This is a genomic window from Pseudomonas sp. C5pp (assembly GCF_000814065.1).
GTDB classification, from domain to species: Bacteria; Pseudomonadota; Gammaproteobacteria; order Pseudomonadales; family Pseudomonadaceae; genus Aquipseudomonas; species Aquipseudomonas asiatica.
In genome coordinates, this window is sequence record NZ_JWLN01000016.1 from 66451 (window position 1) to 91163 (window position 24713).

General features: G+C 62.5%; 21 protein-coding genes, 2 tRNA genes and 2 pseudogenes. 14 read left to right on the plus strand and 11 right to left on the minus strand.

Features of this window, described 5'->3' with window-relative positions; genetic code table 11:
* Window position 1: 1 nt before the first annotated feature.
* Window positions 2-77, plus strand: a tRNA-Lys gene (locus RR51_RS14990).
* A gap of 90 nt (window positions 78-167) precedes the next feature.
* Here RR51_RS14990 and RR51_RS14995 read toward each other — a convergent pair.
* The 4 genes and pseudogenes from RR51_RS14995 to RR51_RS15005 all read right to left on the minus strand — a co-directional run bounded on the left by RR51_RS14995 (window position 168) and on the right by RR51_RS15005 (window position 4757).
* On the minus strand, window positions 168-1127 hold the full coding sequence (locus RR51_RS14995; protein WP_039613965.1) for a cation diffusion facilitator family transporter: 960 nt from the start codon (window positions 1125-1127) through the stop codon (window positions 168-170).
* Window positions 1128-1274: 147 nt separating this feature from the next.
* Window positions 1275-2030 carry a methyl-accepting chemotaxis protein gene (locus RR51_RS31945; protein WP_442961523.1) on the minus strand — a complete coding sequence of 252 codons (756 nt, stop codon included), beginning with the start codon at window positions 2028-2030 and terminating at the stop codon, window positions 1275-1277.
* A gap of 102 nt (window positions 2031-2132) precedes the next feature.
* Window positions 2133-3401, minus strand: a pseudogene (locus RR51_RS31950) (PDC sensor domain-containing protein); the annotation flags it as partial.
* A 3-nt stretch (window positions 3402-3404) separates the two neighbouring features.
* Window positions 3405-4757, minus strand: coding sequence for an APC family permease (locus tag RR51_RS15005; RefSeq protein WP_013973798.1), 1353 nt, complete (start codon window positions 4755-4757; stop codon window positions 3405-3407).
* A 445-nt stretch (window positions 4758-5202) separates the two neighbouring features.
* Between RR51_RS15005 and RR51_RS15010 the strand changes: the two genes are divergently transcribed.
* Together RR51_RS15010 and nadA are read left to right on the plus strand one after the other, a co-directional pair.
* A complete protein-coding gene (locus RR51_RS15010; protein WP_039613967.1) occupies window positions 5203-6711 on the plus strand; it encodes a YdgA family protein in 1509 nt (502 codons plus the stop codon).
* Between the two features lie 277 nt (window positions 6712-6988).
* Complete coding sequence (gene nadA / locus RR51_RS15015; RefSeq protein ID WP_039613968.1) at window positions 6989-8047, plus strand: quinolinate synthase NadA; 1059 nt, start codon at window positions 6989-6991, stop codon at window positions 8045-8047.
* A gap of 109 nt (window positions 8048-8156) precedes the next feature.
* Here nadA and RR51_RS15020 read toward each other — a convergent pair whose 3' ends face one another.
* A complete protein-coding gene (locus RR51_RS15020) occupies window positions 8157-9593 on the minus strand; it encodes a M48 family metalloprotease (RefSeq protein WP_025340255.1) in 1437 nt (478 codons plus the stop codon).
* A 122-nt stretch (window positions 9594-9715) separates the two neighbouring features.
* On the opposite strand from RR51_RS15020, the gene RR51_RS15025 reads away from it, so the two are divergent.
* Window positions 9716-9955, plus strand: a complete 240-nt coding sequence (locus RR51_RS15025) for a sulfurtransferase TusA family protein (protein WP_004375233.1) — start codon at window positions 9716-9718, stop codon at window positions 9953-9955.
* Between the two features lie 19 nt (window positions 9956-9974).
* The gene (locus RR51_RS15030) at window positions 9975-11045 is read left to right on the plus strand and encodes an AI-2E family transporter (RefSeq protein ID WP_015271461.1); all 1071 of its coding nucleotides are present in this window, start codon (window positions 9975-9977) and stop codon (window positions 11043-11045) included.
* 114 nt (window positions 11046-11159) lie between these two features.
* On the opposite strand, the gene RR51_RS15035 is transcribed toward RR51_RS15030, so the two are convergent.
* Window positions 11160-11633 carry a peroxiredoxin gene (locus tag RR51_RS15035; protein ID WP_004375231.1) on the minus strand — a complete coding sequence of 158 codons (474 nt, stop codon included), beginning with the start codon at window positions 11631-11633 and terminating at the stop codon, window positions 11160-11162.
* Window positions 11634-11644: 11 nt separating this feature from the next.
* Entirely contained in the window at window positions 11645-12205 is a 561-nt protein-coding gene (locus tag RR51_RS15040; protein WP_013973793.1) for a glycine cleavage system protein R, read from the minus strand.
* Window positions 12206-12464: 259 nt separating this feature from the next.
* On the opposite strand from RR51_RS15040, the gene dapA reads away from it, so the two are divergent.
* From dapA to RR51_RS15065, 5 genes are all read left to right on the plus strand, one after another.
* Window positions 12465-13352 (plus strand): 4-hydroxy-tetrahydrodipicolinate synthase, encoded by an 888-nt coding sequence (gene dapA, locus RR51_RS15045; protein WP_039613969.1) that lies wholly within the window; start codon window positions 12465-12467, stop codon window positions 13350-13352.
* A gap of 15 nt (window positions 13353-13367) precedes the next feature.
* Window positions 13368-14489, plus strand: a complete 1122-nt coding sequence (gene bamC, locus RR51_RS15050; RefSeq protein WP_004375223.1) for an outer membrane protein assembly factor BamC — start codon at window positions 13368-13370, stop codon at window positions 14487-14489.
* Entirely contained in the window at window positions 14490-15248 is a 759-nt protein-coding gene (locus RR51_RS15055; protein ID WP_039613970.1) for an MBL fold metallo-hydrolase, read from the plus strand.
* A gap of 30 nt (window positions 15249-15278) precedes the next feature.
* The gene (gene purC, locus RR51_RS15060) at window positions 15279-15989 is read left to right on the plus strand and encodes a phosphoribosylaminoimidazolesuccinocarboxamide synthase (RefSeq protein WP_004375217.1); all 711 of its coding nucleotides are present in this window, start codon (window positions 15279-15281) and stop codon (window positions 15987-15989) included.
* 91 nt (window positions 15990-16080) lie between these two features.
* A tRNA-Ser gene (locus RR51_RS15065) sits at window positions 16081-16170 on the plus strand.
* Between the two features lie 167 nt (window positions 16171-16337).
* On the opposite strand, the pseudogene RR51_RS31825 reads toward RR51_RS15065, so the two are convergent.
* The 3 genes and pseudogenes from RR51_RS31825 to RR51_RS15075 all read right to left on the minus strand — a co-directional run.
* Window positions 16338-16418, minus strand: a pseudogene (locus RR51_RS31825) (chloride channel protein); the annotation flags it as partial.
* Between the two features lie 38 nt (window positions 16419-16456).
* Window positions 16457-17818: a Na+/H+ antiporter NhaA gene (gene nhaA, locus RR51_RS15070; protein ID WP_039613971.1), complete on the minus strand. Its 1362-nt coding sequence runs from the start codon at window positions 17816-17818 to the stop codon at window positions 16457-16459.
* A 161-nt stretch (window positions 17819-17979) separates the two neighbouring features.
* Window positions 17980-19434 (minus strand): TrkH family potassium uptake protein, encoded by a 1455-nt coding sequence (locus RR51_RS15075; protein WP_039613972.1) that lies wholly within the window; start codon window positions 19432-19434, stop codon window positions 17980-17982.
* A 220-nt stretch (window positions 19435-19654) separates the two neighbouring features.
* Here RR51_RS15075 and RR51_RS15080 point away from each other — a divergent pair, with 220 nt between their 5' ends.
* Window positions 19655-19846 (plus strand): YhfL family protein, encoded by a 192-nt coding sequence (locus RR51_RS15080; protein ID WP_003254720.1) that lies wholly within the window; start codon window positions 19655-19657, stop codon window positions 19844-19846.
* A gap of 152 nt (window positions 19847-19998) precedes the next feature.
* On the opposite strand, the gene RR51_RS15085 is transcribed toward RR51_RS15080, so the two are convergent.
* A complete protein-coding gene (locus RR51_RS15085; RefSeq protein ID WP_039613973.1) occupies window positions 19999-21051 on the minus strand; it encodes a proline racemase family protein in 1053 nt (350 codons plus the stop codon).
* Between the two features lie 404 nt (window positions 21052-21455).
* On the opposite strand from RR51_RS15085, the gene mqo reads away from it, so the two are divergent.
* The 3 genes from mqo to RR51_RS15100 all read left to right on the plus strand — a co-directional run bounded on the left by mqo (window position 21456) and on the right by RR51_RS15100 (window position 24597).
* Complete coding sequence (mqo, locus tag RR51_RS15090; RefSeq protein WP_039613974.1) at window positions 21456-23093, plus strand: malate dehydrogenase (quinone); 1638 nt, start codon at window positions 21456-21458, stop codon at window positions 23091-23093.
* 242 nt (window positions 23094-23335) lie between these two features.
* Window positions 23336-23980, plus strand: coding sequence for a hypothetical protein (locus tag RR51_RS15095; protein ID WP_039613975.1), 645 nt, complete (start codon window positions 23336-23338; stop codon window positions 23978-23980).
* Window positions 23980-24597, plus strand: coding sequence for a helix-turn-helix transcriptional regulator (locus RR51_RS15100; protein ID WP_013973785.1), 618 nt, complete (start codon window positions 23980-23982; stop codon window positions 24595-24597). The genes RR51_RS15095 and RR51_RS15100 overlap by 1 nt, the downstream gene beginning before the upstream one ends.
* Window positions 24598-24713: the final 116 nt, after the last annotated feature.

Genomic DNA, 24713 nt, shown 5'->3' on the forward strand with positions numbered 1-24713 from the left:
CGGGTCGTTAGCTCAGTTGGTAGAGCAGTTGGCTTTTAACCAATTGGTCGTAGGTTCGAATCCTACACGACCCACCATATGCAGTACGTCAAAGCCCGCTACCGGCAACGGTGGCGGGCTTTTTCGTTTTCGGCTGCTTGTACTGGCCTCATCGCAGGCAAGCCAGCTTACTCAGCCCACTCCGGATCCCCGGTAAACACCACCGTCAGCCAGCGGTCCGGCCCTTCACCACCCACGGCATCACCGATCTCGTTGCGCCACGCATCCCATTCATCGATGGTTTTCGCGGCCATGGCCTTCGGCACGATGAAATACAGTTCGATCTCCCGCGAGCGCCCGACCTTGGCTACATAGGCGCGGTACGACTGCAACCCATGGCGTGCGACGAAGGCCTTGGCGACTTCATCCACGTGCAGCTTGAGGTCGCCAGGGGTCACCAGGAAAATTTCCGACAGGGCCTGGCGCACCACCGACATCGGCAACGGCACGATCACTAGGCAGACCAACGCCAGCACCGCCGGGTCGATATACGGCGACACCCACTCCAGCGATGTGCCTTGTACCGCATAGCCAAAGCAGAAGGCGATCAGCAGCGCGGCGGTGATGCTGGCCGACATCACCCAGCCCTTGACGTCCATGCGCACGAAGTCCGAGCCCAGCTTGCGGTTGGCGCGGGCCTCGACAACAGCGATGGTCACGCAGGCGATCACGGTCAGCACCGCGTAGACCATGGCGATGCCGAACTCCAGGTGGCGCCCGCCTTGCAGCAGGCTGCTGACGGCGTTGATCAGCGCATAGATGGCCACGCCGCTGAGCAGGATGCCGTTGAGCGCCAGCACCATCGGCTCCAGGTGCCAGAAGCCCATGGTGAAGCGCTCACGCAACTTGCGTGACATCTGCACGCTGGTGGTGTGCGCGGTAATCAGCCTGACCACCACCAGCGACAGCCCGCTCATGCTGGCATCGACCAGCGAATAGACGCCGTCGAATACGATGGAGAACGAGCCGGAGGCCAGGCCGAAGGCGATGCCGATGACGGCGATGAACAGGGTGACGGCGATCGAGGTGCGTAACAGGCCCTGTTCGCTGGTGATGTCGAAGAAGGAAGATCTGGTTGGGGTTTGCATGATTGTGCTCGGTAAATAGCCCTGCTGCTATGTTGAATGTGCTGGCCTCTTCGCGGGTAAACCCGCTCCCACAGGGTTATGCTCTGACCTTGAAGGCAGCGCCGGGCCTTGTGGGAGCGGGTTTACCCGCGAAGAGGCCCTGACAGGTTAGACGCGGAACTGCTCCATCAGCGCCTGCTGCTGGTTGGCCAGCCGGTTCAGGGCCTGGCTGATCCGCGCCGACTCATCAGCCTGGCCTGCCAGCGATTCGGTCACATCGCGAATGCCGGCCACATTGCGGTTCACCTCTTCGGCTACGGCGCTCTGCTCTTCAGCCGCCGAGGCAATCTGCAGGTTCATGTCGCTGATCACTGCCACTGCCTCGCCAATACGTTGTAGCGCCGGCAGCGCCTGTTCCATCCGCGCGGCGCTGTCCTGGGCCTGGCGCTGGCCTTGCTGCATCGCGCCCACCACATCCTGGGTGCCTTGCTGCAAGCCTTCGATGACCTGGCGAATTTCCTCCACCGACAACTGGGTACGCTGGGCCAGACCACGCACTTCATCTGCCACCACGGCAAAACCACGCCCGGCTTCGCCTGCACGGGCGGCTTCGATGGCGGCGTTGAGCGCCAGCAGGTTGGTTTGCTCGGCAATGGTGCGGATCACTTCCAGCACCGATCCGATCTGCCCGCTGCGGCCTTCCAGCGCGCGCGCCTCGTCCATGGCGGTGTTCATGCCAGCGGCCAGGCGGTCGATGCCCTGCCGGGTGCTGTCGATCAGCTGCAGGCCCTCGTGGCTGGCCTGGTCGGCAGCGCGTGCGGCCTGGGCCGCCTGCGAGGCGTTATGGGCGACATCCAGGGCGGTGGCGCTCATTTCATTGGCGGCGGTGGCCACCTGTTCGATTTCGCGGTGCTGTTGCTGCATGCCGCTGCTGGTCTGGCTGGCGATGGCTGCCGACTGGTCAGCGGTTCCGCGGGCTTCCTGCAGTGAGCCTTTGACCTGGGCTATGACTGGCTGCAGCTTGTCGAGAAAGCGGTTGAACCAACCGGTAAGCTGGCCCAGTTCGTCCTGGCGGGCGTAGTCCAGGCGGCGGGTAAGGTCGCCTTCGCCGCTGGCGATGTCTTCCAGGCGCGCGGCCACGGCCAGGATTGGCCGGGTCACCCCGCGTGCGGTCAGCCACACCAGCAGCAAACCGACTACCGCAGCGCCCAGGCCAACCAGCAGGCTGGTGAGGTTGGCGCTGTGGTTGTGCGCATCCAGGCGCTGGTTGAGGGCGACGGCAGGCGCCTGCAGCACACTTTCCGGCAGTTCCAGCAATACCTGCCAAGGGGCTGCATCAGGGATTGGCGTGAACGGGTGGGCAACACGTAGCAGGCCGTCGGCTACCGCCTTGTCCATCGGCTCGCCGAGCTTGCTGTCGTCGCGGCTGTTGCCGGCCAGCAAACCGGCTGCGCTGGCGATACTGACCTGGCCCTGGCCGTCGAACAGCTCCCGGCGGCCGTCCACGCTCAACTGCTGCAGGTTGGCCAGGCCGATGTCCAGACCGACCACGCCGACCACCTTGCCGTGCTCCAGCAGCGGCAGGGCGATGCTGGTCATCAGTACCTGGCGGCCATTCACCTCGTCGAGATATGGCTCGAGCATGCAGGTTCTGGCGGTGTCCTGCGGGCAGGTCAGCCAGCGGTTCTTCGCTACCCCGTTGCTGCCGATGCTGGCGTCTCCGAGCATCGATTCCGGCATGGCTTCAAGCTCCAGGGTGCCGGGGCTGGGTTGTGACCAGTACAGCGAGAAGCGCCCGCTCTCATTGCTGCCCATTGCATCCTGGCCGAGGTACTGGCTGTCCGGGTCCAGTGCGTTGGGCTGGAACACCAGGTACAGGCCGATCACATCCGGGTTGCCGGCCAGGCTGGCGCGGGCCTGGCGCGTCAGTTCGGCGCGCAGGTCGTTGCCGCCACGAGCCTTGAGCACCTGCACCAGGCGGGCAAAGCCATTGCCGTACTGGTAGGCGTCCATGAAATAGCGCTGGATGCGCAGGGCCTGGGTTTCGGCATGGGCCTGCAGGCGCAGGCGTGCGCTGCTGTCGAGCATTTCGGTATTGGCCTGGTTGACCAATGCCGCGCTGCGCCGCGCCTGGGCCAGCGATGTGGTTACCAGCAGGGCGACGATGGCCAGCAGGCAGAGGCCGGTGAGCAGGGTGATCTTCCACTGGATGGAGAGGCGACGCAGCGGCATGAGGGCTTTCCTTTTCGAGCAAATGCAACGCCCGCGATCAGGCGCGGGCGTTGTCGGCAGCATGGGTCATTCAGCGATGTAGTTGGGAGGGGAGTCCCTGAAGGCTTTGGTCAGCCAGGCCAGGTACAGCAGGCCAAGCAGTGCCCAGACGCCACCGAACAGCAGCGAATGTGCGTTCAGGTCCAGCCACAGCGAGACGATGATGCAAAAGCCGATGGTCGGGGCCACCAGGTACGTCAGCTGGTTGGCAAGTCCCTGGCGCCTGCCTTCACGCAGATAGCAGTGGTTGATCACCGACAGGTTGACGAAGCTGAACGCGACCAGTGCACCGAAGTTGATGATCGAGGTGGCGGTAACCAGGTCGAAGAAGATCGCCGACAGCGAAATCAGCCCCACCACCGCAATATTCAGCACTGGCGTCTTGTAACGCGAGTGCAGGCGGGCGAACAGGCTGGCCGGGATCACATTGTCGCGGCCCATCACGTACAGCAGGCGCGATACGCTGGTCTGCGAGGCCAGGCCCGAGGCGATGGTGTTGATCACGGTGCAGGCGATGAAGATCGACTGGAAGAGCTTGCCGCCGACGTACAGGGCGATTTCCGGCAGTGCCGCTTCCTGGTCGTGGAAACGGGACATGGTCGGGAAGTAGGCCTGGATGAAGTACGACACGGTGATGAACACCAGGCCGCCAATCAGGGCGGTGAGGAAGATCGCGCGAGGGATGGTCTTGCCCGGGTCGCGGGTTTCTTCGGACAGGCAGGTCACCGCGTCGAAGCCGAGGAACGAGAAGCACAGGATGGTCGCACCGGCGGCCAGGGCGCTGAGCTGGGTCTGATTGTCGGCGAACGGCAGCAGGCTCCAGGCGGTACCTAGCCCTTCACCCTGGTCCAGGCCGCGCACGCACAGGTAGATGAACACGGCGATGATCGCCACCTGCACGGCCACGAACAGCAGGTTGAAGTGCGCCACCAGGTTCACGCTGCGCATGTTGATCAGGCTGATCAGGGTGACGAAGCCGGCCACCCACATCCACTCCGGTACTTCCGGGAACATGGCCGAAAGGTACAGCTTGGCCAGCAAGGCGTTGACCATTGGCAGCAGCAGGTAGTCCAGCAACGACGACCAGCCGACCAGGAAGCCGACGTGCGGGTTGATCGCGCGCTGGGTGTAGGTGTAGGCCGAGCCCGACTGCGGGAAGCGCCTTACCAAGGTGCCGTAGCTCACGGCGGTGAACAGGATCCCGGCCAGTGCCAGGATGTAGGCGCTGGGTACGTGGCCGGCAGTAATCCCGGAAACGATACCGAAGGTGTCGAACACGGTCATCGGGGTCAGGTAGGCCAGACCGATGATGATCACGTGCCAGAGACGCAGGGTTTTACGGAGTTGGCCGTTGCCGGAAGCGCTGTGGTCAGGCTGCATGCTGGCATGGCTCCTGCGGCTGGGCGTAAACGGCGGGCACGGTGTACTGCGCATGCGGCAAGGGCGAGCGGGTGGGCTCCATGTTGTTCACCTTTATTGTTGGAGCAGCGGGGGCGCGGGGGAGCGCGCAAAGTGGTGAAAATAAAAAACGATGGGTAGCTTGGTGTCAAGTTAAACATGACAAGATGTTGCTGGATTGAAATATTTATCGATTAAAGTGGGGTTTTGTTCGGTTTTTGCGCGTTTTTTTGCGGTTATGATCAATTTTGGTGTTCGCAAAAATTAACGAATGCCGGTCTCCCTTGGCAGGTCTGTCAGGCGTTTCCCAAAAACCGGATTTATCGAGCCTGGCCAGCGCCAGGGCTGGGCGGCAGTGGTACTCTTGGCGTCCTGTGTGGCCCTTGGCCGCCTACGAAGCCCATATGGACAGCAATCGGTTCTATTCATGAAGAAATCAGTTGGCATCCTTTCCGGCCTGGCTATCGCCATCGCCGTCGCAACCACCGCTGGCGCCTGGTACACCGGCAAGCAGCTGCCTGCGGAGTTGGACAACGCCCTGGTCCGCAGCAACGCGGAACTCAAGAAGGCCCTGGTGAGTACCGGTGGCAGCATGAGCATCGAACGGGTATCGCTGGAGCAGCATTTCTTCAGCAGTACCGCCCAGTACCGGCTCAAGGCCCGCGATATCAACCTGGGCGAAGGCGAAGTGGTGAGTTTCGACGTTGGCGTGACCGACCAGATCGAGCACGGTCCGTTCCCCTGGTCGCGGGTAAAGGCACTGAAGCTGATGCCGGTGCTGGCAGTCAGCAACAGCACGCTGCAGAAGGACGACGCCACCGCGCCGTGGTTCGCCGCAGCGGGCGAGCAGGCCCCGGTCAGCGCACAGACCAGCCTGGGCTACGACGGCAATGTGGTCAGCCAGGTGCACCTGGCCCCGGTCAAGCTCGACGAAGCGGATGGCAACAGCCTCGACTTCTCGGGCATGCAACTGCAAGTCAGTGGTGACCAGGAAGGCAAGGCCTCGAGCTTCCACGGTCAGGCCGATCGGTTCGTGATGAAACTGGTACGCGATGACCAGCCGCCTGCCACCTTCGAGCTCAATGGGCTGAAGGTCGGCGGCCAGCTGGCGGCCACCGCGCACGAGGCCATCTACGTGGGCAACGTCGACCTGGCGCTGGCCGAAACCAAGGTCACCCTGGGGCCGAAACAGCAGGTGCTGGTGGTCAAGGGGCTGGAGCAGAACGCCCTGCAAACCCTTGAGGGCCCGGATACCGTGGGTGGCCGCGTGGAGTACAAGGTCGGGGATATCACCTGGGATGGCCGTGCGGTGGGCAAGGCGCAGATGGCGGTGAGCATCACGTCGGTCAACGCGCCGGCGCTACAGGCGTTGTCGACGTGGTACCAGGCGCACCTGCCGGAATTCGAGGTCGCAGCTGCCGCTGGCCAGCCGGTGCCGGAAATCCAGATGGACGATGAGGAGAAGGCCAGGTTCCAGGGCGAGCTGCAGAAACTGCTGGCTGCCAAGCCCCGGGTGGCGGTGGAAAACCTGTCGTTCAGGACTGCCAATGGTGAAAGCCGCTTCGACCTGTCGATGGGCTTCGCCGCCCCGGCCAGCTTCGACCTGCCGCCTGACCAGTTGAGCAAGCAACTGATCACCGAGGTGAAGAGCAAGCTGTCGCTGTCCAAGCCGATGATCGGTGACCTGGCAACCTTGCAGGCATTGCTGGATGGCCAGACCGACGCCCAGGCCATTGCCATGCAATCGAGCCAGGCCGGGGAAATGGTCGGCATGATGGCGCTGCAGAGTGGCATGGCCACCGTGCAGGGCAATGATGTGGTGAGCAGCCTGCACTATGCCGACGGCATGGTCGACTTCAACGGCAAGAAGATGACCGTGGAAGAGTTCGCGATGCTCATGGCGGCGCAGCTGGCGGCCCTGTCGCCGCAGGGCTGATCGAAAGCCTGTACCGGCCTCTTCGCGGGTAAACCCGCTCCCACAGGAGTTTGGCAGACTCTGTGGGAGCGGGTTCACCCGCGAAAGGGCCAGTGCAGGCAACACAAAAACCACTTTAGAATTCGCTGGATTGTCTGTAGCCTTCGGCCTCCGATAATAATCCGCGCCCGCAGAGGGCCGTGGCGGCCTTTGTGCCGTCCGGCACCCTTAGCCGATCTGTCAGGGCCGGGTGATACACTCGATTTGACGCGCGCACGCGCCTGCAGGTCCAGCGATCATGACCCAGATTTCCGAACGCCTGTTGGTTCAGGCCCACCTCGACGCCAAGCAGCCAAACCCGCTGACAGCCGAGCAGGAGGCCGAATACCGTGCGGCCATCGCTGCCGAGCTCAAGGCCCAGAACGCCGTGCTGGTCGCCCACTATTACTGCGACCCGGTCATCCAGGCGCTGGCCGAAGAAACCGGCGGCTGCGTGTCCGACTCGCTGGAAATGGCCCGCTTCGGCAAGAACCACCCGGCCGAAACCGTGATCGTTGCCGGCGTGCGCTTCATGGGCGAGACGGCGAAAATCCTCACTCCCGAAAAACGCGTGCTGATGCCTACCCTGGAGGCCACCTGCTCGCTCGACCTGGGCTGCCCGGTAGAAGAGTTCTCAGCCTTCTGCGACCAGCACCCCGAGCGCACCGTGGTGGTCTACGCCAACACTTCTGCAGCCGTGAAGGCCCGTGCCGACTGGGTGGTGACCTCGAGCTGCGCGCTGGAAATCGTCGAAAGCCTGATGGACAACGGCGAAACCATCATCTGGGGCCCGGACCAGCACCTGGGGCGCTACATCCAGAAGCAAACCGGTGCCGACATGCTGCTGTGGGACGGTGCCTGCATCGTTCACGAAGAGTTCAAGTCACGCCAGTTGGCCGACATGAAGGCGCTGTACCCGGATGCGGCGATTCTGGTGCACCCCGAGTCGCCGGAAGCGGTGATCGAGCTGGCCGATGCGGTGGGCTCCACCAGCCAGCTGATCAAGGCTGCCCAGACCCTGCCGAACAAGACCTTCATCGTTGCCACCGACCGCGGCATCTTCTACAAGATGCAGCAGCTGTGCCCGGACAAGGAGTTCGTCGAAGCCCCCACCGCCGGTAACGGCGCGGCATGCCGCAGTTGCGCGCACTGCCCGTGGATGGCGATGAACACCCTGGAGCGTGTGCTGGATTGCCTGCGTAATGGCACGAACGAGATCTTTGTCGACCCGGCGCTGGTGCCGAAGGCGATCAAGCCGTTGAACCGGATGCTGGACTTTACCCAGACAGCGCGCCTGAAGTTGTCCGGTAACGCTTGACGCCAGACCGCGTCGCTTTCTTCGCGGGCACGCCCGCTCCCACAGGTACAGCGCAGCGCTCACGGGCGGTGCGGTCCCTGTGGGAGCGGGTTTACCCGCGAAAGGGCTCTCAACGCCCCATCATTTCCTGAACCATGCGCTGCTGCTCCATGATCTCGCGCTGGCGCTGGTCAATCTGTGCTGCCAGCGGGAAGTTCCCACCCGACCGGCGCTTGGCGTAATCCAGCTGCTGGATCGCCTGGTCGAAATCGCCCACCAGGGTGAAGTACTCGGCCCGCGCCCGGTGCAAGCCAATCGTATTGCCCGAAAGGCCCCGCACTTCGGCCATGTCGTACCACACGTCCGGGTCATCCGGCCGGCTCTTCACCAGTTCGTTCAGCACCTTTTCCGCCTCGGCGGGCTTGTTCAGCTTCACCAGCAGATCGGCACGTACCTGCTTCAGCGGGTAGTTGCCCGGATACAGCCCCTGCATGCGTTCAGCACGTTGCTGCGCATCCGCCAGGCGGTTGTTGGTGATGTCCAGGTCGATCTGCGCCAGGTTGTAGGTAATGTCGTTGGGGGCCTTGGCCAGCAGCGGCTTGAGCAGTTCACGCGCCTCGTTCAGCTGGCCGCCCTTGATCTGCGCCAGGGCCAGGCCGTAACGCGCGGCGTCCAGCTTGGGGTCTTCGTCCAGCTGGGCGCGGAAGCGTTTGGCCGCCAGCCCCGGGGTGCCTTCGTAGGTAAGCGCCACCCGGGCACGGATCAACTGGTAGCGCATGCTGTCCTCGACGCCGCCCTTGGGGGCCTGCTCGGCACGGTTGCGGGTGTCGGCGATACGCGACTCGGTTACCGGGTGGGTCAGCAGGAATTCCGGCGGCTTGGCGTCGTAGCGGTACTGCCGGGCCAGGCGCTCGAACATGGTCGGCATGTTGCGCGGGTCGTAGCCGGCCTTTTCCAGATTCTGGATGCCGATGCGGTCGGCTTCCTGTTCGTTCTGCCGCGAGAAGCGCCGCTGTTCCTGGATCGCCGCCGCCTGGGTGCCGGCGATCACACCGATACCGGCATCACCGCCGCCACCGGCCGCCAGCACGATACCGGCCAGCAGCGCCGCCATCATCGGCAGTTGCATGCGCTGCTGGGCCTCGACGCCGCGGGCGAAGTGGCGTTGCGACAAGTGCGCCAGTTCGTGGGCCAGTACCGAGGCGTACTCGCCTTCGGTCTGGGCGTTGAGGAACAGCCCGCCGTTTACCCCGACGATGCCGCCCGGGGCGGCAAAGGCGTTGAGCTCACGGCTATCGATGAGGATGAATTCCAGGCGGCGGTCCTGCAGCTGGCTGGTTTCGGCCAGGCGGTACACGCTGGTTTCGACGTAGTCCTTCAGCTGCGGGTCGTTGAGCTGGTTGACCTGGCCGCGCAGCAGGCTCAGCCAGGCACGGCCGAGCTGGTGCTCCTGTTGCGGCGAGACGATCGCGGAACTGGCATCACCCAGTGATGGCAGGTCGTCAGCATGGCCGGGAAGGGCCAACAGGCAGGCCAGCGTCAGCAGGGTAGGGCGCAGTAGATTCATGCATGAAGCTCGCGTCGGTCAAAGATACCTACTGTAGCGGGCTCACACGTTGGCGACCAGTGGCGCTATCCTAGCCGGCCAAATCCAGATACAGCCCGGCAATGCCTTTGGAGAGTTCCGCAATGAGTGAAACCCTGACCTGTGACGCCGAACTGGACGCCAGCGGGCTGAATTGCCCTTTGCCGCTGCTGAAGGCCAAGATGGAGCTCAACCGCCTGGCCAGCGGCGCGGTGCTCAAGGTAATCGCCACCGACGCCGGCTCCCAGCGCGACTTCCGCACTTTCGCCCAGTTGGCCGGTCATACCCTGCTGCGGGAAACGGCCGAGGCCGGTACCTACACTTACTGGCTACGCAAGGCCTGAGTCTTTCCAAGGATCGTCAATGTTCAAAGTGCTTCGCGACTGGATGCAGCGCTACTTCTCCGATGAGGAAGCGGTGGTGCTGGCGGTCCTGTTGTTCCTGGCTTTTACTGCGGTACTCACCCTGGGTGGCATGCTTGCGCCGGTGCTGGCGGGCATGGTTCTGGCGTTTCTGATGCAGGGGCTGGTCAATGCCCTGGAGCGCTTGCGGGTACCCACCCGGTTGGCGGTGATGCTGGTGTTCGCCCTGTTCATGGGCGCGCTGGCGGTGTTCATGCTGGTGCTGGTGCCACTGCTTTGGCACCAGTTGATCACCCTGTTCAACGAGCTGCCGGGCATGCTCGGCAAGTGGCAGTCGCTGCTGTTGCTGTTGCCCGAGCGCTATCCGCACCTGGTGTCGGACGAGCAGGTGCTGCATGCCATCGAGTCGGTGCGCGGAGAAATCGGCAAATTCGGCCAGTGGGCACTGACCTTCTCGCTATCGAGCCTGCCGCTGCTGGTCAACGCCATGATCTATCTGGTGCTGGTGCCGATCCTGGTGTTTTTCTTTCTCAAGGACCGCGAACTGATCGGCCGTTGGGTCAGCGGCTACCTGCCACGTCAGCGCAGCCTGCTGAACCGGGTGGGCAGCGAGATGAACCGGCAGATCGCAAACTACATCCGCGGCAAGGGCATCGAGATCCTGATCTGCGGCATTGCCACCTACATCGCCTTCATCAGCCTGGGGCTCAACTACGCCGCGTTGCTGGCGCTGCTGGTGGGGCTGTCGGTGGTGGTGCCTTACGTGGGCGCGGTTGTGGTGACCGTGCCGGTGACGTTGATCGCACTGTTCCAGTGGGGCTGGGGTGACCAGTTCATCTACCTGATGACGGTGTACGCGATCATCCAGGCGCTGGACGGCAACGTGCTGGTGCCGCTGCTGTTCTCCGAGGCGGTGAGCCTGCACCCGGTGGCCATCATCTGCGCGGTGTTGCTGTTTGGCGGGTTGTGGGGGTTCTGGGGGATTTTCTTTGCCATCCCGCTGGCGACCTTGATCAAGGCCGTGCTGGATGCCTGGCCGCGGCAGGAGCCTAGTGTGTCACCGATGCTGTAATTTTGGGGCTGCTTTGCAGCCCATCGCGACACAAGGCCGCTCCTACAGGGATACGCGATTTCCTGTAGGAGCGGCCTTGTGTCGCGAAAGGGGCGCAAAGCGCCCCCAACGATCTCAAGCCTTGTTCAGGGCCTGGGCAGCAGCCAGTACTGCGTCCACATGCCCGGGCACCTTCACTCCGCGCCATTCGTGGCGCAGCACACCGTCCTTGTCGATCAGGAAGGTGCTGCGGTCAACGCCCATGTATTCCTTGCCATACAGCTTCTTCAGCTTGATTACGTCGAACAGCTGGCACAGGGCTTCGTCCTTGTCGCTGATCAGCTCGAACGGGAAGCCTTGCTTGGCCTTGAAGTTCTCGTGCGACTTGATGCCATCGCGCGACACGCCGAACACCACGGTGTTGGCTGCGGCAAAGGCATCGTGCTGGTCACGGAAACCCTGGCCCTCGGTGGTGCAGCCCGGGGTGCTGTCCTTCGGGTAGAAGTACACCACCACCTGTCGGCCCTTGAGCTCGGCCAGGCTGACGGTTTGCCCGCTGGTGGCCTGGGCCTGGAAGTCGGCAACGGGTTGGTCGAGTGCTACGGCCATGGTCGGTTTCCTTACATTGGGTTCTGTGGACGCCATGGCTCGATCAGCGCATCGAGGTTCAGGGCATCGGCAAAGTCCAGGAACTGGTCACGCAGCCAGCTGATCTGGGTGCCGGCCGGCAGAATCACGGTGAACTGGGCGTTGAGCATGCTGCTGCCGGTCTGCGGTGCCAGGTAGGTATCGCAGGTCATGGCTTCCAGCTCGACGCGGTGGTCGAGGAAGAACTGGCACAGCTCGTTGATGATGTCCGGCCGGTAGGCGGCGCTGACGTAGGCCACGTAGGGCAGGGCCTGCGGGCGCACTTCCTGGTCGGCGCTGCGCACCACGTCCAGGGTCAGGCCGTGCTTCTTGCCCAGGCCCGGCAGCATGGCTTCGAGGCGTGCCAGGGCGTCCCAGCTGCCACCTACCTGCAGTACCAGGGCGCTGGTCTCGCCGTGGCGGCTCAGGCGCGAGGTGACCACCGCGCAGCGGTTCTCGAACGCAGCGCGGCTGAGGACGTTGGCCAGCTCCATGGGGTTCGGGCCCAGGGCACTGATGACAAGGAATTGTTCGCGGACGGTGGGGGTGGACATGCAGCATTCCTAAAGCGATGAGCGGTCGGCACAGGACGGGCGAAAGCCTCCTGTCGGCAGGGCCCGGGGCTCGCATGCGAGGTCGTGGACGCTGGCGGGGAGCAAGGTCGACGGCCCGGCGGGCCGCGCTGCACCGATCAAAGCATCAAGGGTAGCGAAATAAGGCGCCGAGGGGAATGCTCCGCCCGCCTGCTTCGCTTGTGCAAGGCCGATGCCCCCAGTACCATTACCGCTCTCTTTTTCCGGCAGGAGCAGTTACATGATTGCGGGCAGTATGGTGGCATTGGTCACACCCATGGATGCACAAGGGCGTGTGGACTGGGGCAGCCTCGACAAACTTGTAGACTTCCACCTGGAAAACGGCACCCACGCGATTGTCGCTGTCGGCACAACCGGTGAGTCCGCCACGCTGGATGTCGAAGAACACATCCTGGTCATCAAGCACGTGGTCGAGCGCGTCAAGCGCAGCAACAAACCGATCCCGGTCATCGCCGGCACCGGTGCCAACTCCACTGCCGAAGCCGTGCACCTGACCCAGAACGCCAAGAATGCCGGCGCCGACGCCTGCCTGCTGGTGGTACCGTACTACAACAAGCCGACGCAAGAAGGCCTGTACCAGCACTTCAAGCACATCGCCGAAGCCGTCGACATCCCGCAGATTCTCTACAACGTACCCGGCCGCACCTCCTGCGACATGCAGGCCGATACCGTGATCCGCCTGTCGAAGGTCAAGAACATCATCGGCATCAAGGAAGCCACCGGCGACCTGGCCCGTGCCAAGGCCATCCTGGATGGCGTCGACAAGGACTTCATCGTCCTGTCCGGCGATGACCCGACCGCCGTCGAGTTGATCCTGATGGGCGGCAAAGGCAACATCTCCGTCACCGCCAACGTCGCCCCGCGCGAAATGGCCGACCTGTGCGAGGCCGCCCTTGCGGGCAATGCCGAGAAGGCCCGCGCAATCAACGAAAAACTCATGCCGCTGCACAAAGACCTGTTCTGCGAAGCCAACCCGATCCCGGTGAAATGGGCGCTCGTCGAGATGGGCCTGATGCAAAAAGGCATTCGCCTGCCGCTGACCTGGCTGAGCGAAGGCTGCCACGAAAAAGTCCGTACTGCCTTGCGCCAGTCCGGCGTACTGGTTTAAGAGGAAGTACACCGCATGAAGCGACTGGCTGGTCTTTCCGCCCTTGCCCTGATCATTTCCAGCACCAGTGGGTGTGGCTGGCTGTGGGGCGAGGATGGCTATTTCCGCGACCGCGGCAGCGATTACCTGCAGGCGCGCCCGACTGCGCCGATGCAGCTGCCGCCGGACGCCAGCAACGTCAAGCGCCTTGACCCGCTGCTGCCGATCCCGCGCAACGTCGCCGACGACAGCGCCACCGGTGAGTTCGAGGTGCCGCGCCCGCAACCGATGACCGGTGGCGCCGCCCAGGTTACCGACTACAGCCTGCAGCGCAGCGGCAGCAGCCGTTGGGTGCTGGCCCAGCATTCGCCGGCCGAAGTATGGCCGGTGGCTCGCCAGTTCTTCGAGGACAACGGCTTCCGCATCGCCGAAGAGCGCCCGCAGACCGGTGAATTCAACACCACCTGGCAGCGTTTCGACGAACTGTCGGCTTCGCTCGGCCAGCGCCTGGCCAGCACTGCCAGCAGCGCTGACAGTGAAGTGCGCGTGCGTGTGCGCATGGAGCCTGGCGTGCAGCGCAACACCTCCGAGGTGTATGTAGTCAGTGTCGAGCGCCCGGCTGGCAGCACTGCCGAGCCCGATTTCCCGTCCACCTCCAGCAACACCGGTGCCGATGCCCTGCTGGTCGACGAAATGCTTGCCAGCATGAACCGCAGCGCCGAGAAGGGCGGTTCGGTATCGCTGCTGGCCGCGCGCGATTTCGACGCGCCAAGCCGCGTCAGCCTGAGCGAAGACGGCAGCGGCAACCCGGTGCTGTACCTGGGCGCCGACCTGGACCGCGCCTGGTCCAGCGTGGGACGTGCCCTGGAGCAGGGTGGCGAGTGGCGTGTCGAGGACATCAACCGCAGCCTTGGCCTGTACTACATCAACCTGTCTGAAAAGCCTGAAGACAAGCAGAACCAGCCTGGCTTCTTCGGCCGCATGTTCGGCAGCGAACCGACCAAGGAAGAGCGTGAAGCCCGTGCCGAGCGCTACCAGGTTCGCCTGAGCAAGGTGGGTGAGAGCGTGCAGGTCACGGTCGAGAAGAACATCAACACCGTGGCCCCGGCCGATGTTGCCCGCCGCGTGCTGAGCGCCATTCAGGACCACCTGGGCTAAGTGCGCTTCGCGGTACTCGGAAGCGGCAGCCAGGGAAACGGCACGCTGATCGCCAGTGGTGACACGTTCATCCTGGTCGATTGCGGGTTCTCCCTGCGCGAGACCGAGCGGCGCCTGGCGCTGCTCGGCGTGTCGGCGGCACAGCTCAGTGCGGTACTGGTCACCCACGAACATGCCGACCACGTGCATGGGGTCGGCTTGCTGTCACGGCGCTACAATGTACCGGTCTACCTCAGCCAGGGGACCTTGCGCGGCATGCGCAAGCCGGTGGAGGTGGCCGGTTTTCTCGCTTGTGGCCAAAGCCTGCGTATCGGCAGCCTGGAAGTGACCGCGGCGCGGGTCGAGCACGACGCCTACGAGCCGCTGCAGTATGTGGTCAGTGACGGCCAGCGGCGCTTCGGCATGCTGACCGACCTGGGCTCATACGACGCGCTGCTGCTGGAGCGTTACCAGCGCCTCGATGCGCTGCTGATCGAGGCCAACCACTGCCGCGACCTGCTGGCACGCGGTCACTACCCGGCCTTCCTGAAGCAGCGGGTGGGTGGCATGCAAGGACATTTGAACAATCACCAGGCCGCGCGCCTGGTGCACGAGTTGGGCTGGAGCAACCTGCAACACCTGGTGCTGGCCCACCTCAGCAGCAAGAACAACCTGCCACACTTGGCTCGCCAGTGCTTCGTCGACACCCTTGGGTGCGACCCGGACTGGCTCCAGGTGGCGAATCAGGAACACGGGCTCGACTGGCGCGAAATCGCCTAGCCCAACACCTCAAGCAAGCGGAGCCCAATCATGGAAAAACGCGACGAACTCTACCGCGGCAAGGCCAAATCGGTTTACAAGACCGACGACGCCGACCGCTTGATCCTGCTGTTCCGTAACGACACTTCGGCGTTCGACGGCAAGCGCATCGAACAGCTCGACCGTAAAGGCATGGTGAACAACAAGTTCAACGCCTTCATCATGCAGAAACTGGAAGAAGCCGGTGTGCCGACCCAGTTCGACAAGCTGCTGGGCGACAACGAGTGCCTGGTGAAGAAGCTGGACATGATCCCGGTCGAGTGCGTGGTGCGCAACTACGCCGCCGGCAGCCTGGTCAAGCGCCTGGGCGTGGAGGAGGGCATCAAGCTGGAGCCGTCCACCTTCGAGCTGTTCCTGAAGAACGACGAGAAGGGCGACCCCTTCATCAACGAATCCCACGTTGTCGCGTTTGGCTGGGGCACTGCCGAGCAGCTGGCCGAAATGAAAAAGCTGTCGCTGAAAGTCAACGAAGTGCTGAGCAAGCTGTTCGATGACGCCGGCCTGCTGCTGGTCGACTTCAAGCTGGAATTCGGCGTATTCCATGGCCAGATCGTGCTGGGCGACGAGTTCAGCCCGGACGGCTGCCGCCTGTGGGACAAAGAGACCCGCAAGAAGATGGACAAGGACCGCTTCCGTCAGGGCCTGGGCGACGTTATCGAAGCCTACGAAGAAGTTGCCAAGCGCCTGGGCGTGCCGCTGTAAGCGGTGCGTTCACGCAAGCGCCTGATACCACGCGATTTTTTTTAAAAAAAGGTTTGCGTTTTAAAAGAACGCTGGTATGATGCGCGGCATTGGAGAGATGCCGGAGTGGTCGAACGGGACGGATTCGAAATCCGTTGTACTGGCAACAGTACCTAGGGTTCAAATCCCTATCTCTCCGCCATACGCGAAGTAGCCGAAGCCCCCGAAAACGTTAAAGTTTTCGGGGGCTTCGTCGTTTCTGGCCATCGGGTTAGGGCAAATTCAGGGCAGAAATTGAACATGCGAGGCCGTGTCCGGCACAGCTTTCGGCAAAGAGCACCGGCGTTGCTCGAACGTGCGGCTTGGTTACTCGATGGCAAACACCGTACCGGCCAGAGGCGCGTTTAAGGCCGCCGCAATGCCCACTGCGCCCCCGGCAAGTATCGAACCCCACTTGCGTGATAGAAGTGGGTCGCCAGTGAGGTTTTCTAGGTCATCGAACTTGCTTTGGTCATGGCAGATGCTTTACGGATGCTGTATGCACCCCAGGCCAGGCCAAGCAATGCTGCAATCACCGATGCCGAAAGCACGCCAAGTTTCGCCGCCCCCAGCGCGCCAGGATCGACGAAGGCGAGATTGGCAATGAAGATCGACATGGTGAAACCGATGCCGGCCAGCAGCCCGACCAAGGTGATGCTGCGCCAGCTCACCTCGGCGGGAAGCGCGCACCAGCCCAAGCGGACCATCAGCCAACTGACGCTGACGATGCCCAAGGGTTTGCCAACTACCAGAGCGACAGCGACGGCGATCATCACCCACTGCGGGGCCTCGGCTGACAAATCGACACCCGAAAGATTTACCCCGGCATTGGCCAAGGCAAACACCGGCATGATGCCGAAGGCTACCCAAGGGTGCAGGGTGCCTTGCATGCGCACCACTGGTGGCACCAGTTCGCGCTGGGCCAGGCGCAGGCGCTTCAACGGGTCCATGAGGTCGCTGGCATCGCGCTCGGGCGCCCTGGCGCGCCCCAGCAGCTCTCCGGTGAATCGGCTGATTGCATCCAGTGGTCGCTCGCGCATCGGCATTGCGGCCACTGGCGTCATCAGGCCCAGCACAACGCCTGCGAGGGTGGGGTGGGCTCCGGTCAACAGGATGCCCAGCCAGGTGACAAAGCCGGGAATGATATACGCGTAGGCCGAACCCACTCCGATCTTCTGCAGCCCGATCACCATCAGCAAGCCGATCAGCGCAACCCCGAAACCGCTGTAATCGAGGCCGCCCGAATAGAAGAACGCGATGATCAGCACTGCGATGATGTCATCGATGATGGCCAGGGCCAGCAGAAACACGCGGACGTTGGACGGGATCGACTTGCCGAGCAGCGCCAGGACACCTACCGCAAAGGCGATATCCGTAGCCGTCGGTACGGCCCAGCCTTTTTGTTCCGCCGCAGCGTGACCAAAACCCAGGTAGAAGAGCGCGGGTACGGCTACACCGCCAATGGCGGCTGCCATGGGCAGCATGGCCTGCCGAAGGCTGGACAGTGCGCCCTCGTGGATCTCGCGACGGATCTCCATGCCCACGACAAGGAAGAAGATGGTCATCAAGCCATCATTGATCCAGAAATGCAGCGACTGCGAATAGATCAGCGAACCCACGCCGATTGTCAGCGGTGTATGCCAAAGGGCGTCGTAGCTTTCGGCAGCCGGGGAATTGGCCCAGATCAGCGCAGCAATAGCTGCAACCAGTAGAACGATGCCGCTGACCGCTTCAATGTGCAGAAAGCGTTCAAGGTTGGCGAAGGCACGCTCGGCCAATTCCTGGGCGCGAGACAATTCCTTTTTTTGCATAGGCGCAAGTACTCCCGCATGGCGGCCCGACCTGCGCTGTTCTTTAACCTGCCCCACTGCACCGTGCAGCTGGCACCCGTGCGGTAGTCTACCGAACAACCGCTACTCAAGGCTATGACGTGACCGTGAATGAGCGCGAAGATGGGCGGGTAACCTCTGGCCTAGAATCGCCAGAAAGCTGGAGAGACGAGTACCAGTACGGTCAGGATTTCGAGCCGTCCAAGCAGCATGCCGACAGTCAGCAGCCATTTGGCAGCGTCCGATAACGAGGCGAAATTACCTGCAGGACCGATAAGCGTTCCCAGCCCCGGGCCGACGTTGCACACGGCGGTAGCGGCCCCGCTCAATGCCGTTGTCCAGTCGAGCCCTAGCAGCGAGAGGCCAAGGGCGATGACCGCGATGGTGACCGAGAAGAAGAACGAAAACGTCAGCAGTGAGCGCACGATCTCTTCATCGATCGGGTGCCCATTGTATTTCTTCGAGATTGTTGCCCTTGGATGGATCAACTGTTTCAGGCTGCTGACAAGCAAGGCCGCGGCCACCTGGAAACGGAATATCTTCAGGCCTCCAGCGGTAGACCCCGAGCAGCCACCGACGAACGTCAGGTAAAAGAACAGCATGATGGCGAAGCTGCCCCAGAGCGTGTAGTCGCCCACGGCAATGCCCGTGGTGGTCACCACGGAGGTGACGTTGACCGCCACGATACGGAACGCATCCCACCATGACAGATCGCTGTGCAAGCAGAGCCAGGTTCCGACCGTGAGCCAGATGAAGACGAGAAAGCCAATGAAACCGCGGACTTGATGGTCATCGAACAGGATGCGCCGATGGCCACGCAGCGTGGCCACATACAGGGTGAAGGGGAGGCTGCCGAGCATCATGATGACAACGGCTACCCAATGCACCGCAGGCTGCCCCCAGTGGCCCAGCGAGGCATCGGAGGTAGAGAAACCACCGGTTGAAATCAGTGCCATCGAATGATTGATGGCTTCGAACGGGGTCATGCCGGCAGCCCACAACGCCCATGTTCCCAAGACTGTCAGGCCCACATAGATGATCAGGATCATCTTGGCCGCAACATGCGAGCGGGGTGTCACTTTGTCTGACCAATCCGAAGATTCGGTCTGGAACAGACGCATGCCACCTACGCGCAGCAGGGGCAGGATCGCGACAGCCATGCCGATAAAGCCGATGCCGCCCAGCCAGTGCAGCAAAGACCGCCAGATAAGCAACCCGGGCGATGCATTGTCCAGCCCGGTCAGTACCGTCGAGCCGGTGGTGGTGATCCCTGACATGGTTTCGAAGAACGCGTCCGTGTAACTGATGTGCCGGATGAACACCATCGGCAAGGCCGCAAATGCGCAAACGATGACCCAGCTTGCCGTTGTGAGCAGGTACATGTCCCTGGCGCGCAGTTGCGGTGCGCCGGGAGCGCCTCGGGCCACCATGACCAGGCCTGCGCAGAGCACGATAAGGCTTGACCAGACGAAAGCGCCGAGATCATCGCTGCGGTCGTACAGCAGCAGTGTCAGCATCGGGATTACCATGCTGACGGCCAAGGTGATCAGGAATACACCAATAATGAAGGCTATGAAGCGCAACGCTGGAAGCGGCATTAGTTGAGCTCGTGCGGACAATGCTGGCAGTATTGCCTGCCGCACAGCAATGTCGAGTAAAAAAGCCGTAATGTCTTAGGACAGTTCATACAGAGCCACTCGATTGTTGCACAGGTGCAACTAGCCAGTGCACCTTGCGGCTTGGATCCAATGCCAGGGTTCTGTATCATCCCGGCGCCATCAGACGATGGCCGAAGATGATTCATTTAAAGGACTTAGTATGAAAAAGCTGTTCAAGGCTACTGTAGCCGTTGCTGTCGTTTCGGGTGTTGCCCTGCTGTCGGGTTGCACTGGCCAGGTTTACAACCAGCCAAAAAACTGCACCTACGACTACCTGTTCCACCCTTCGGTTTCCATCTCCAAGATCATCGGTGGCTGCGGCCCGATCGATAAACTGCCTCAGCAGCAGTAATCTTGGCGGTACCCTGATCGCGACGCTTGCGGCGTGATCCAAGGCCCCCGGTCATCTACATGGCCGGGGGTTTTTGTTTGTGGGCACTTCAGATGCAGGTCTTGCCAGAAGGCCCGGCTCGCGGATACCAGTGCATTGAACGCTGCCTGGGCTCAGGCCCAGATATCACCGATGGTAAAGCCTTCGGGGAATGGGTCGTCGTGGTCGAGCACGAAGGTGTTCAGGCCGTAGATCCAGCTTTTGCCGGTGATGGTTGGTACCACGGCCTCGTTGCCGCCGATGCTGGTTTCATCGATCAGGCGGCCGGTGTAGATGTTGCCGAGCAGGCCCTGATGGCGGAAGTCCTGGTGCAATGGCAGCTCGCCCTTGGCGTGCAGGGTGGCCATCTTCGCCGAGGTGCCGGTACCGCACGGGGAGCGGTCCAGCGCCCCGGTCCAGGTGGCCGGGTCGTCCCACGAGAACTCGCCGCAGGTCATGGTCACCGCGTTCTTCCAGTCGGCGTTGGGGTCTTCGCTGGGGCCGGATAGCTGCGAGATGGTAATGCCGATGCCCGGGTAGTCGGGGTGTGCCACCGGCAGTTGCTCGATAGCCGCCTGGCGGATCATCGACGATACCCGGGCGATTTCGGCGCCGTGCTGCGGGATCAGTTGCAGGCCTTTGAACTGGCGCACGTCGGCGATCACATAGAACATGCCGCCCCAGCCCACGTCCACGCGCACCTTGCCCAGGTGCGGTACGTCGATTTCGGCATCCAAGTGTGCGGCGAACGCCGGTACGTTCTGGAAGGTGACGGCCTTGACCTTGCCGCCCTCGCATCGGGCCTTGATACGGATCAGCCCGGCCGGGGCCTCCAGCACCAGCTCGGTGAGCGGCTCCTGCATCGGCAGCATGCCCATCTCCAAAAGCACGGTGGCCACCGAGATGGTATTGCTGCCGGACATCACCGGGTACTCGATCTGCTCCATGATGATGTAGCCGGCGTCGGCATCGGAGTGGCTTGGCGGGACGATGATGTTGCAGCAGTGCGCCGGATAGCCGCGCGGTTCACGCAGCATCAGCTTGCGCAACTGGTCGTCGTTGGTTTCGAGCCATTTCATCTTGGCGTGTACGCTGTCACCGGGTATGTGCGGTACGCCGCCTGTGATGACGCGCATGGGGATGCCGGCGTGGGTGTCGACGGCGTGGATGGTGCGTTTGAATGACATATGGGCGGCCCTGTTCAGGTCGGATTGAGGCGGGGTCTGGGGCACAGGATAAAGCGGTAGGGCGGGCCTGTAAGTCGAACAATTCCGATCGGGTGACCGGTTTTTTGAATGGCATTTGCGCAGGCCTGTGCCGCCCCTTTCGCGGGCAAGCCCGCTCCCACACGGGCGCACAGGCCTGAGACAACCCGTCACCTTGACTCCCGGGCCGGCAATTTGTTTGTGCTGGCATTTAAGTTACAATCGGAAAAACGATTCAGCCTTGTCGGTCAATTCGACAAAAGGCCGAGTCGTTTTCTGGTTCTCTGGCTGCTGAACAATGATCAACAACAAGCCTGCGCTGCAGAACATGCTTTACCTGGGCCAGCCACAGGCCCGCCCTCTGTTCTCCTGACTGGAATCGATCAATGTTCAAGAAAGCTGGCAAGACCTTGCTGGGTCTGGCTGTCGCTGCAAGCGTCATGCAAGCGCACGCCGCAGAAACCAAGAAAGTAGATGTGCTGCTGGTCGGCGGCGGCATCATGAGCTCGACCCTGGCCGTGTGGCTGCACGAGCTGGAGCCAAGCTGGTCGATGGAAATGGTCGAACGCCTGGATGGCGTGGCCGAAGAAAGCTCCAACGGCTGGAACAACGCCGGTACCGGCCACTCCGCGCTGGCCGAGCTGAACTACACCCCGGAAGACAAGGACGGTAACGTCAACATCGCCAAGGCCATCGAAATCAACGAGGCCTTCCAGATCTCCCGCCAGTTCTGGTCGTGGCAGGTCCGCCAGGGCGTGCTGAAGAACCCTCATTCGTTCATCAACACCACGCCGCACATGAGCTTCGTGTGGGGCGATGAGAACATCAAGTTCCTGAAAAAGCGTTATGACGCGCTGCAGGCCAGCCCGCTGTTCCGCCCGATGCAGTACTCCGAGGACCACGCGCAGATCGCCAAGTGGGTCCCGCTGATGATGGAAGGTCGCGACCCGAATCAGAAGCTGGCCGTGACCTGGACGCCAATCGGTACGGACGTCAACTTCGGCGAGATCACCCGCCAGTTCGTCGGCCACCTGAAAACCCAGGAAAACTTCGACCTGAAGCTGTCCAGCGAAGTGCAGGACATCACCCGTAACGAGGACGGCTCGTGGCACGTCGAGTACAAGAACCTGAAGGACGGTAGCGAATCGGCTACCGACGCCAAGTTCCTGTTCATCGGTGCTGGTGGCGGTGCGCTGAAGCTGCTGCAGAAGTCGGGCATTCCTGAAGCCAAGGAATACGCAGGCTTCCCGGTAGGCGGCTCGTTCCTGGTGACCGAGAACCCGACCGTGGCCATGCAGCACATGGCCAAGGCCTACGGCATCGCCTCGACCGGCGCGCCACCCATGTCGGTTCCGCACCTGGACACCCGCGTGCTGGACGGCAAGCGCGTGATCCTGTTCGGCCCATTCGCCACCTTCTCGACCAAGTTCCTGAAGAACGGCTCGTACCTGGACCTGCTGAGCAGCACCACCACCCACAACGTGTGGCCGATGACCAAGGTCGGCATCGATCAGTACCCGCTGGTGGAATACCTCGCTGGCCAGTTGATGCTGTCTGACGACGACCGCTTCGAAGCCCTGCGTACCTACTTCCCGAACGCCAAGAAGGAAGACTGGCGCCTGTGGCAGGCCGGCCAGCGCGTGCAGATCATCAAGCGTGATGCCGAGAAGGGCGGCGTGCTGAAGCTGGGCACCGAAGTGGTCGCTTCCGAAGACCGCACCATCGCCGGCCTGCTGGGTGCATCGCCAGGTGCTTCGACTGCGGCCCCGATCATGCTGAACGTGCTGGAAACCGTGTTCAAGGAGAAGGTCGCTACCCCAGAGTGGCAGGCCAAGATCAAGCAGATCGTGCCAAGCTACGGCACCAAGCTGAACGACTCGGCGGCGGCCACACAGAAAGAGTGGAACTACACCGCTGAAGTGCTGCAGCTGGAGAAACCACCGGTGATCGACGAAAGCGTCGGCACCACTGTTGCACCGAGCCAGCCGGTCGAGAGCAAGCCTGAGAACGACATGGCGCTGTAAGCGGCCATTGTTGTGACAGAAGCCACGGGGGAGACCTCGTGGCTTTTTTGTTGCCTGTTCCGGCCTCTTCGCGGGTAAACCCGCTCCCACAGGCTTGGCGCTATCCCTGTGGGAGCGGGTTTACCCGCGAAGAGGCCAGCTCAGGAAACCACTGATCGGAAACCCAGCTCAGCCCCAATAAAAACATATTTTGATGCTTAAATTAATCTTGTCAGTCGATCCCCCTCCCGGAGGGTGCCGTCATGAACATCAAGATTGCCGCCTTACTGCTGCTCGCCCTGTGCGCCCAGCCGGCATGGAGCCAAAGCTACTCCTACTCCAGCGAACCCCCTGCCGCCAAACCTGCCGAATCTGCTGCAATGACCACGCGCATGGCCCTGCGCGACCTTTGGGTCGAGCACATCTTCTGGGTGCGCAACTATGCCGTGGCCAATCAAGCCGGCAACGCCAAGGAGGCTGAAGTCGCTGCCAAGGAAGTGGTCACCGACGCCACCAGGATCGCCAACAGTATTGCCCCGCTGTACGGCCAGCCTGCCGCCGATCAGTTGCTGAAGCTGCTGGCCGGTCACTGGGGCGCCATAAAGCACTACAGCGACGCCACCGTGGCCAAGGACAAAAAAGGCCAGCAAGCCGCGGTCAACGAGCTGACCAGCAATGCCAAGGCCATCGCCGCGTTTCTGGCCAAGGCCAACCCGAACCTGCCCGAGCCGACCCTGCTGACGCTGCTCAGCGCCCACGGCGGGCACCACGTGGCCCAGATCGACCAGTTGGCGGCCGCTGACTACGTAGGCGAGGCGCGCACCTGGGCGATGATGCGCGAGCATATCCTGACCCTGTCCGATGCTCTGGCTGCGGCGTTGGTCAAACAGTTCCCGGACAAATTCTGATGCTCGAAGGCCTGGGCCGTACCCAACAGGACCTGCTCCATGCGTTGCTGCTCCAGCCGGCCGGCATGAGCATCGACGACCTGGCGCAGGCCCTGGCAATCACCCGCACGGCGGTGCGCCAGCACCTGGCAGCGCTGGAGCGCGACGGCCTGGTCAAGCGTGGCGCTACCCGGCCCACCGGGCGACGCCCGGAGCAGCTGCATGAGCTGACCGAACAGGCCCGCGAACTGTTCCCGCGGCAGTACCCGTTGCTGGCCAACCTGCTGATTGCGGAAGTGGCCGGCTTGCTGGGGCAGGAGGCGTTGCTGGCGCTGATGCGCCAGCTGGGGCGCAAGCTGGCGGCGGACCTGGAGCACCAAGTGGTGGATGAGGCACGCATCGTCGAGCACATGAACAATGCCGGGTACGAGGCACAGGTGTTCTTCCGCTCGGGGGGCGAGCCGCAGATCGTTGCGCACAATTGCGTGTTCCATCACCTGGCCAAGGCTCACCCGGTGGTGTGCGAGCTGGACCTGGCGCTGATCGGGGCCTTGGGTGGGGCCGAGGTCAGCCATGAGGAGTGCATGCTCAGGGGAGGGCAGGTATGCCGGTTTGCCCTGGGCAAGAAAGAAGATTGATTTTGCCTGTTCTGGCCCTTTCGCGGGTAAACCCGCTCCCACAGAGATCGCAGAGGTCTTGAAGACAGTGATTACCCTGTAGGAGCGGGTTTACCCGCGAAGAGGCCGGCACAGGA

Excerpts from the sequence above, each read along its gene's own strand:
- RR51_RS14995 (WP_039613965.1), bottom strand. The coding sequence starts at position 1,127 with ATGCAAACCCCAACCAGATCTTCCTTCTTCGACATCACCAGCGAACAG.
- RR51_RS31945 (WP_442961523.1), bottom strand. The coding sequence starts at position 2,030 with ATGCAGCAACAGCACCGCGAAATCGAACAGGTGGCCACCGCCGCCAAT.
- RR51_RS15005 (WP_013973798.1), bottom strand. The coding sequence starts at position 4,757 with ATGCAGCCTGACCACAGCGCTTCCGGCAACGGCCAACTCCGTAAAACC.
- RR51_RS15010 (WP_039613967.1), top strand. The coding sequence starts at position 5,203 with ATGAAGAAATCAGTTGGCATCCTTTCCGGCCTGGCTATCGCCATCGCC.
- nadA (WP_039613968.1), top strand. The coding sequence starts at position 6,989 with ATGACCCAGATTTCCGAACGCCTGTTGGTTCAGGCCCACCTCGACGCC.
- RR51_RS15020 (WP_025340255.1), bottom strand. The coding sequence starts at position 9,593 with ATGAATCTACTGCGCCCTACCCTGCTGACGCTGGCCTGCCTGTTGGCC.
- RR51_RS15025 (WP_004375233.1), top strand. The coding sequence starts at position 9,716 with ATGAGTGAAACCCTGACCTGTGACGCCGAACTGGACGCCAGCGGGCTG.
- RR51_RS15030 (WP_015271461.1), top strand. The coding sequence starts at position 9,975 with ATGTTCAAAGTGCTTCGCGACTGGATGCAGCGCTACTTCTCCGATGAG.
- RR51_RS15035 (WP_004375231.1), bottom strand. The coding sequence starts at position 11,633 with ATGGCCGTAGCACTCGACCAACCCGTTGCCGACTTCCAGGCCCAGGCC.
- RR51_RS15040 (WP_013973793.1), bottom strand. The coding sequence starts at position 12,205 with ATGTCCACCCCCACCGTCCGCGAACAATTCCTTGTCATCAGTGCCCTG.
- dapA (WP_039613969.1), top strand. The coding sequence starts at position 12,465 with ATGATTGCGGGCAGTATGGTGGCATTGGTCACACCCATGGATGCACAA.
- bamC (WP_004375223.1), top strand. The coding sequence starts at position 13,368 with ATGAAGCGACTGGCTGGTCTTTCCGCCCTTGCCCTGATCATTTCCAGC.
- purC (WP_004375217.1), top strand. The coding sequence starts at position 15,279 with ATGGAAAAACGCGACGAACTCTACCGCGGCAAGGCCAAATCGGTTTAC.
- nhaA (WP_039613971.1), bottom strand. The coding sequence starts at position 17,818 with ATGCAAAAAAAGGAATTGTCTCGCGCCCAGGAATTGGCCGAGCGTGCC.
- RR51_RS15075 (WP_039613972.1), bottom strand. The coding sequence starts at position 19,434 with ATGCCGCTTCCAGCGTTGCGCTTCATAGCCTTCATTATTGGTGTATTC.
- RR51_RS15080 (WP_003254720.1), top strand. The coding sequence starts at position 19,655 with ATGAAAAAGCTGTTCAAGGCTACTGTAGCCGTTGCTGTCGTTTCGGGT.
- RR51_RS15085 (WP_039613973.1), bottom strand. The coding sequence starts at position 21,051 with ATGTCATTCAAACGCACCATCCACGCCGTCGACACCCACGCCGGCATC.
- mqo (WP_039613974.1), top strand. The coding sequence starts at position 21,456 with ATGTTCAAGAAAGCTGGCAAGACCTTGCTGGGTCTGGCTGTCGCTGCA.
- RR51_RS15095 (WP_039613975.1), top strand. The coding sequence starts at position 23,336 with ATGAACATCAAGATTGCCGCCTTACTGCTGCTCGCCCTGTGCGCCCAG.
- RR51_RS15100 (WP_013973785.1), top strand. The coding sequence starts at position 23,980 with ATGCTCGAAGGCCTGGGCCGTACCCAACAGGACCTGCTCCATGCGTTG.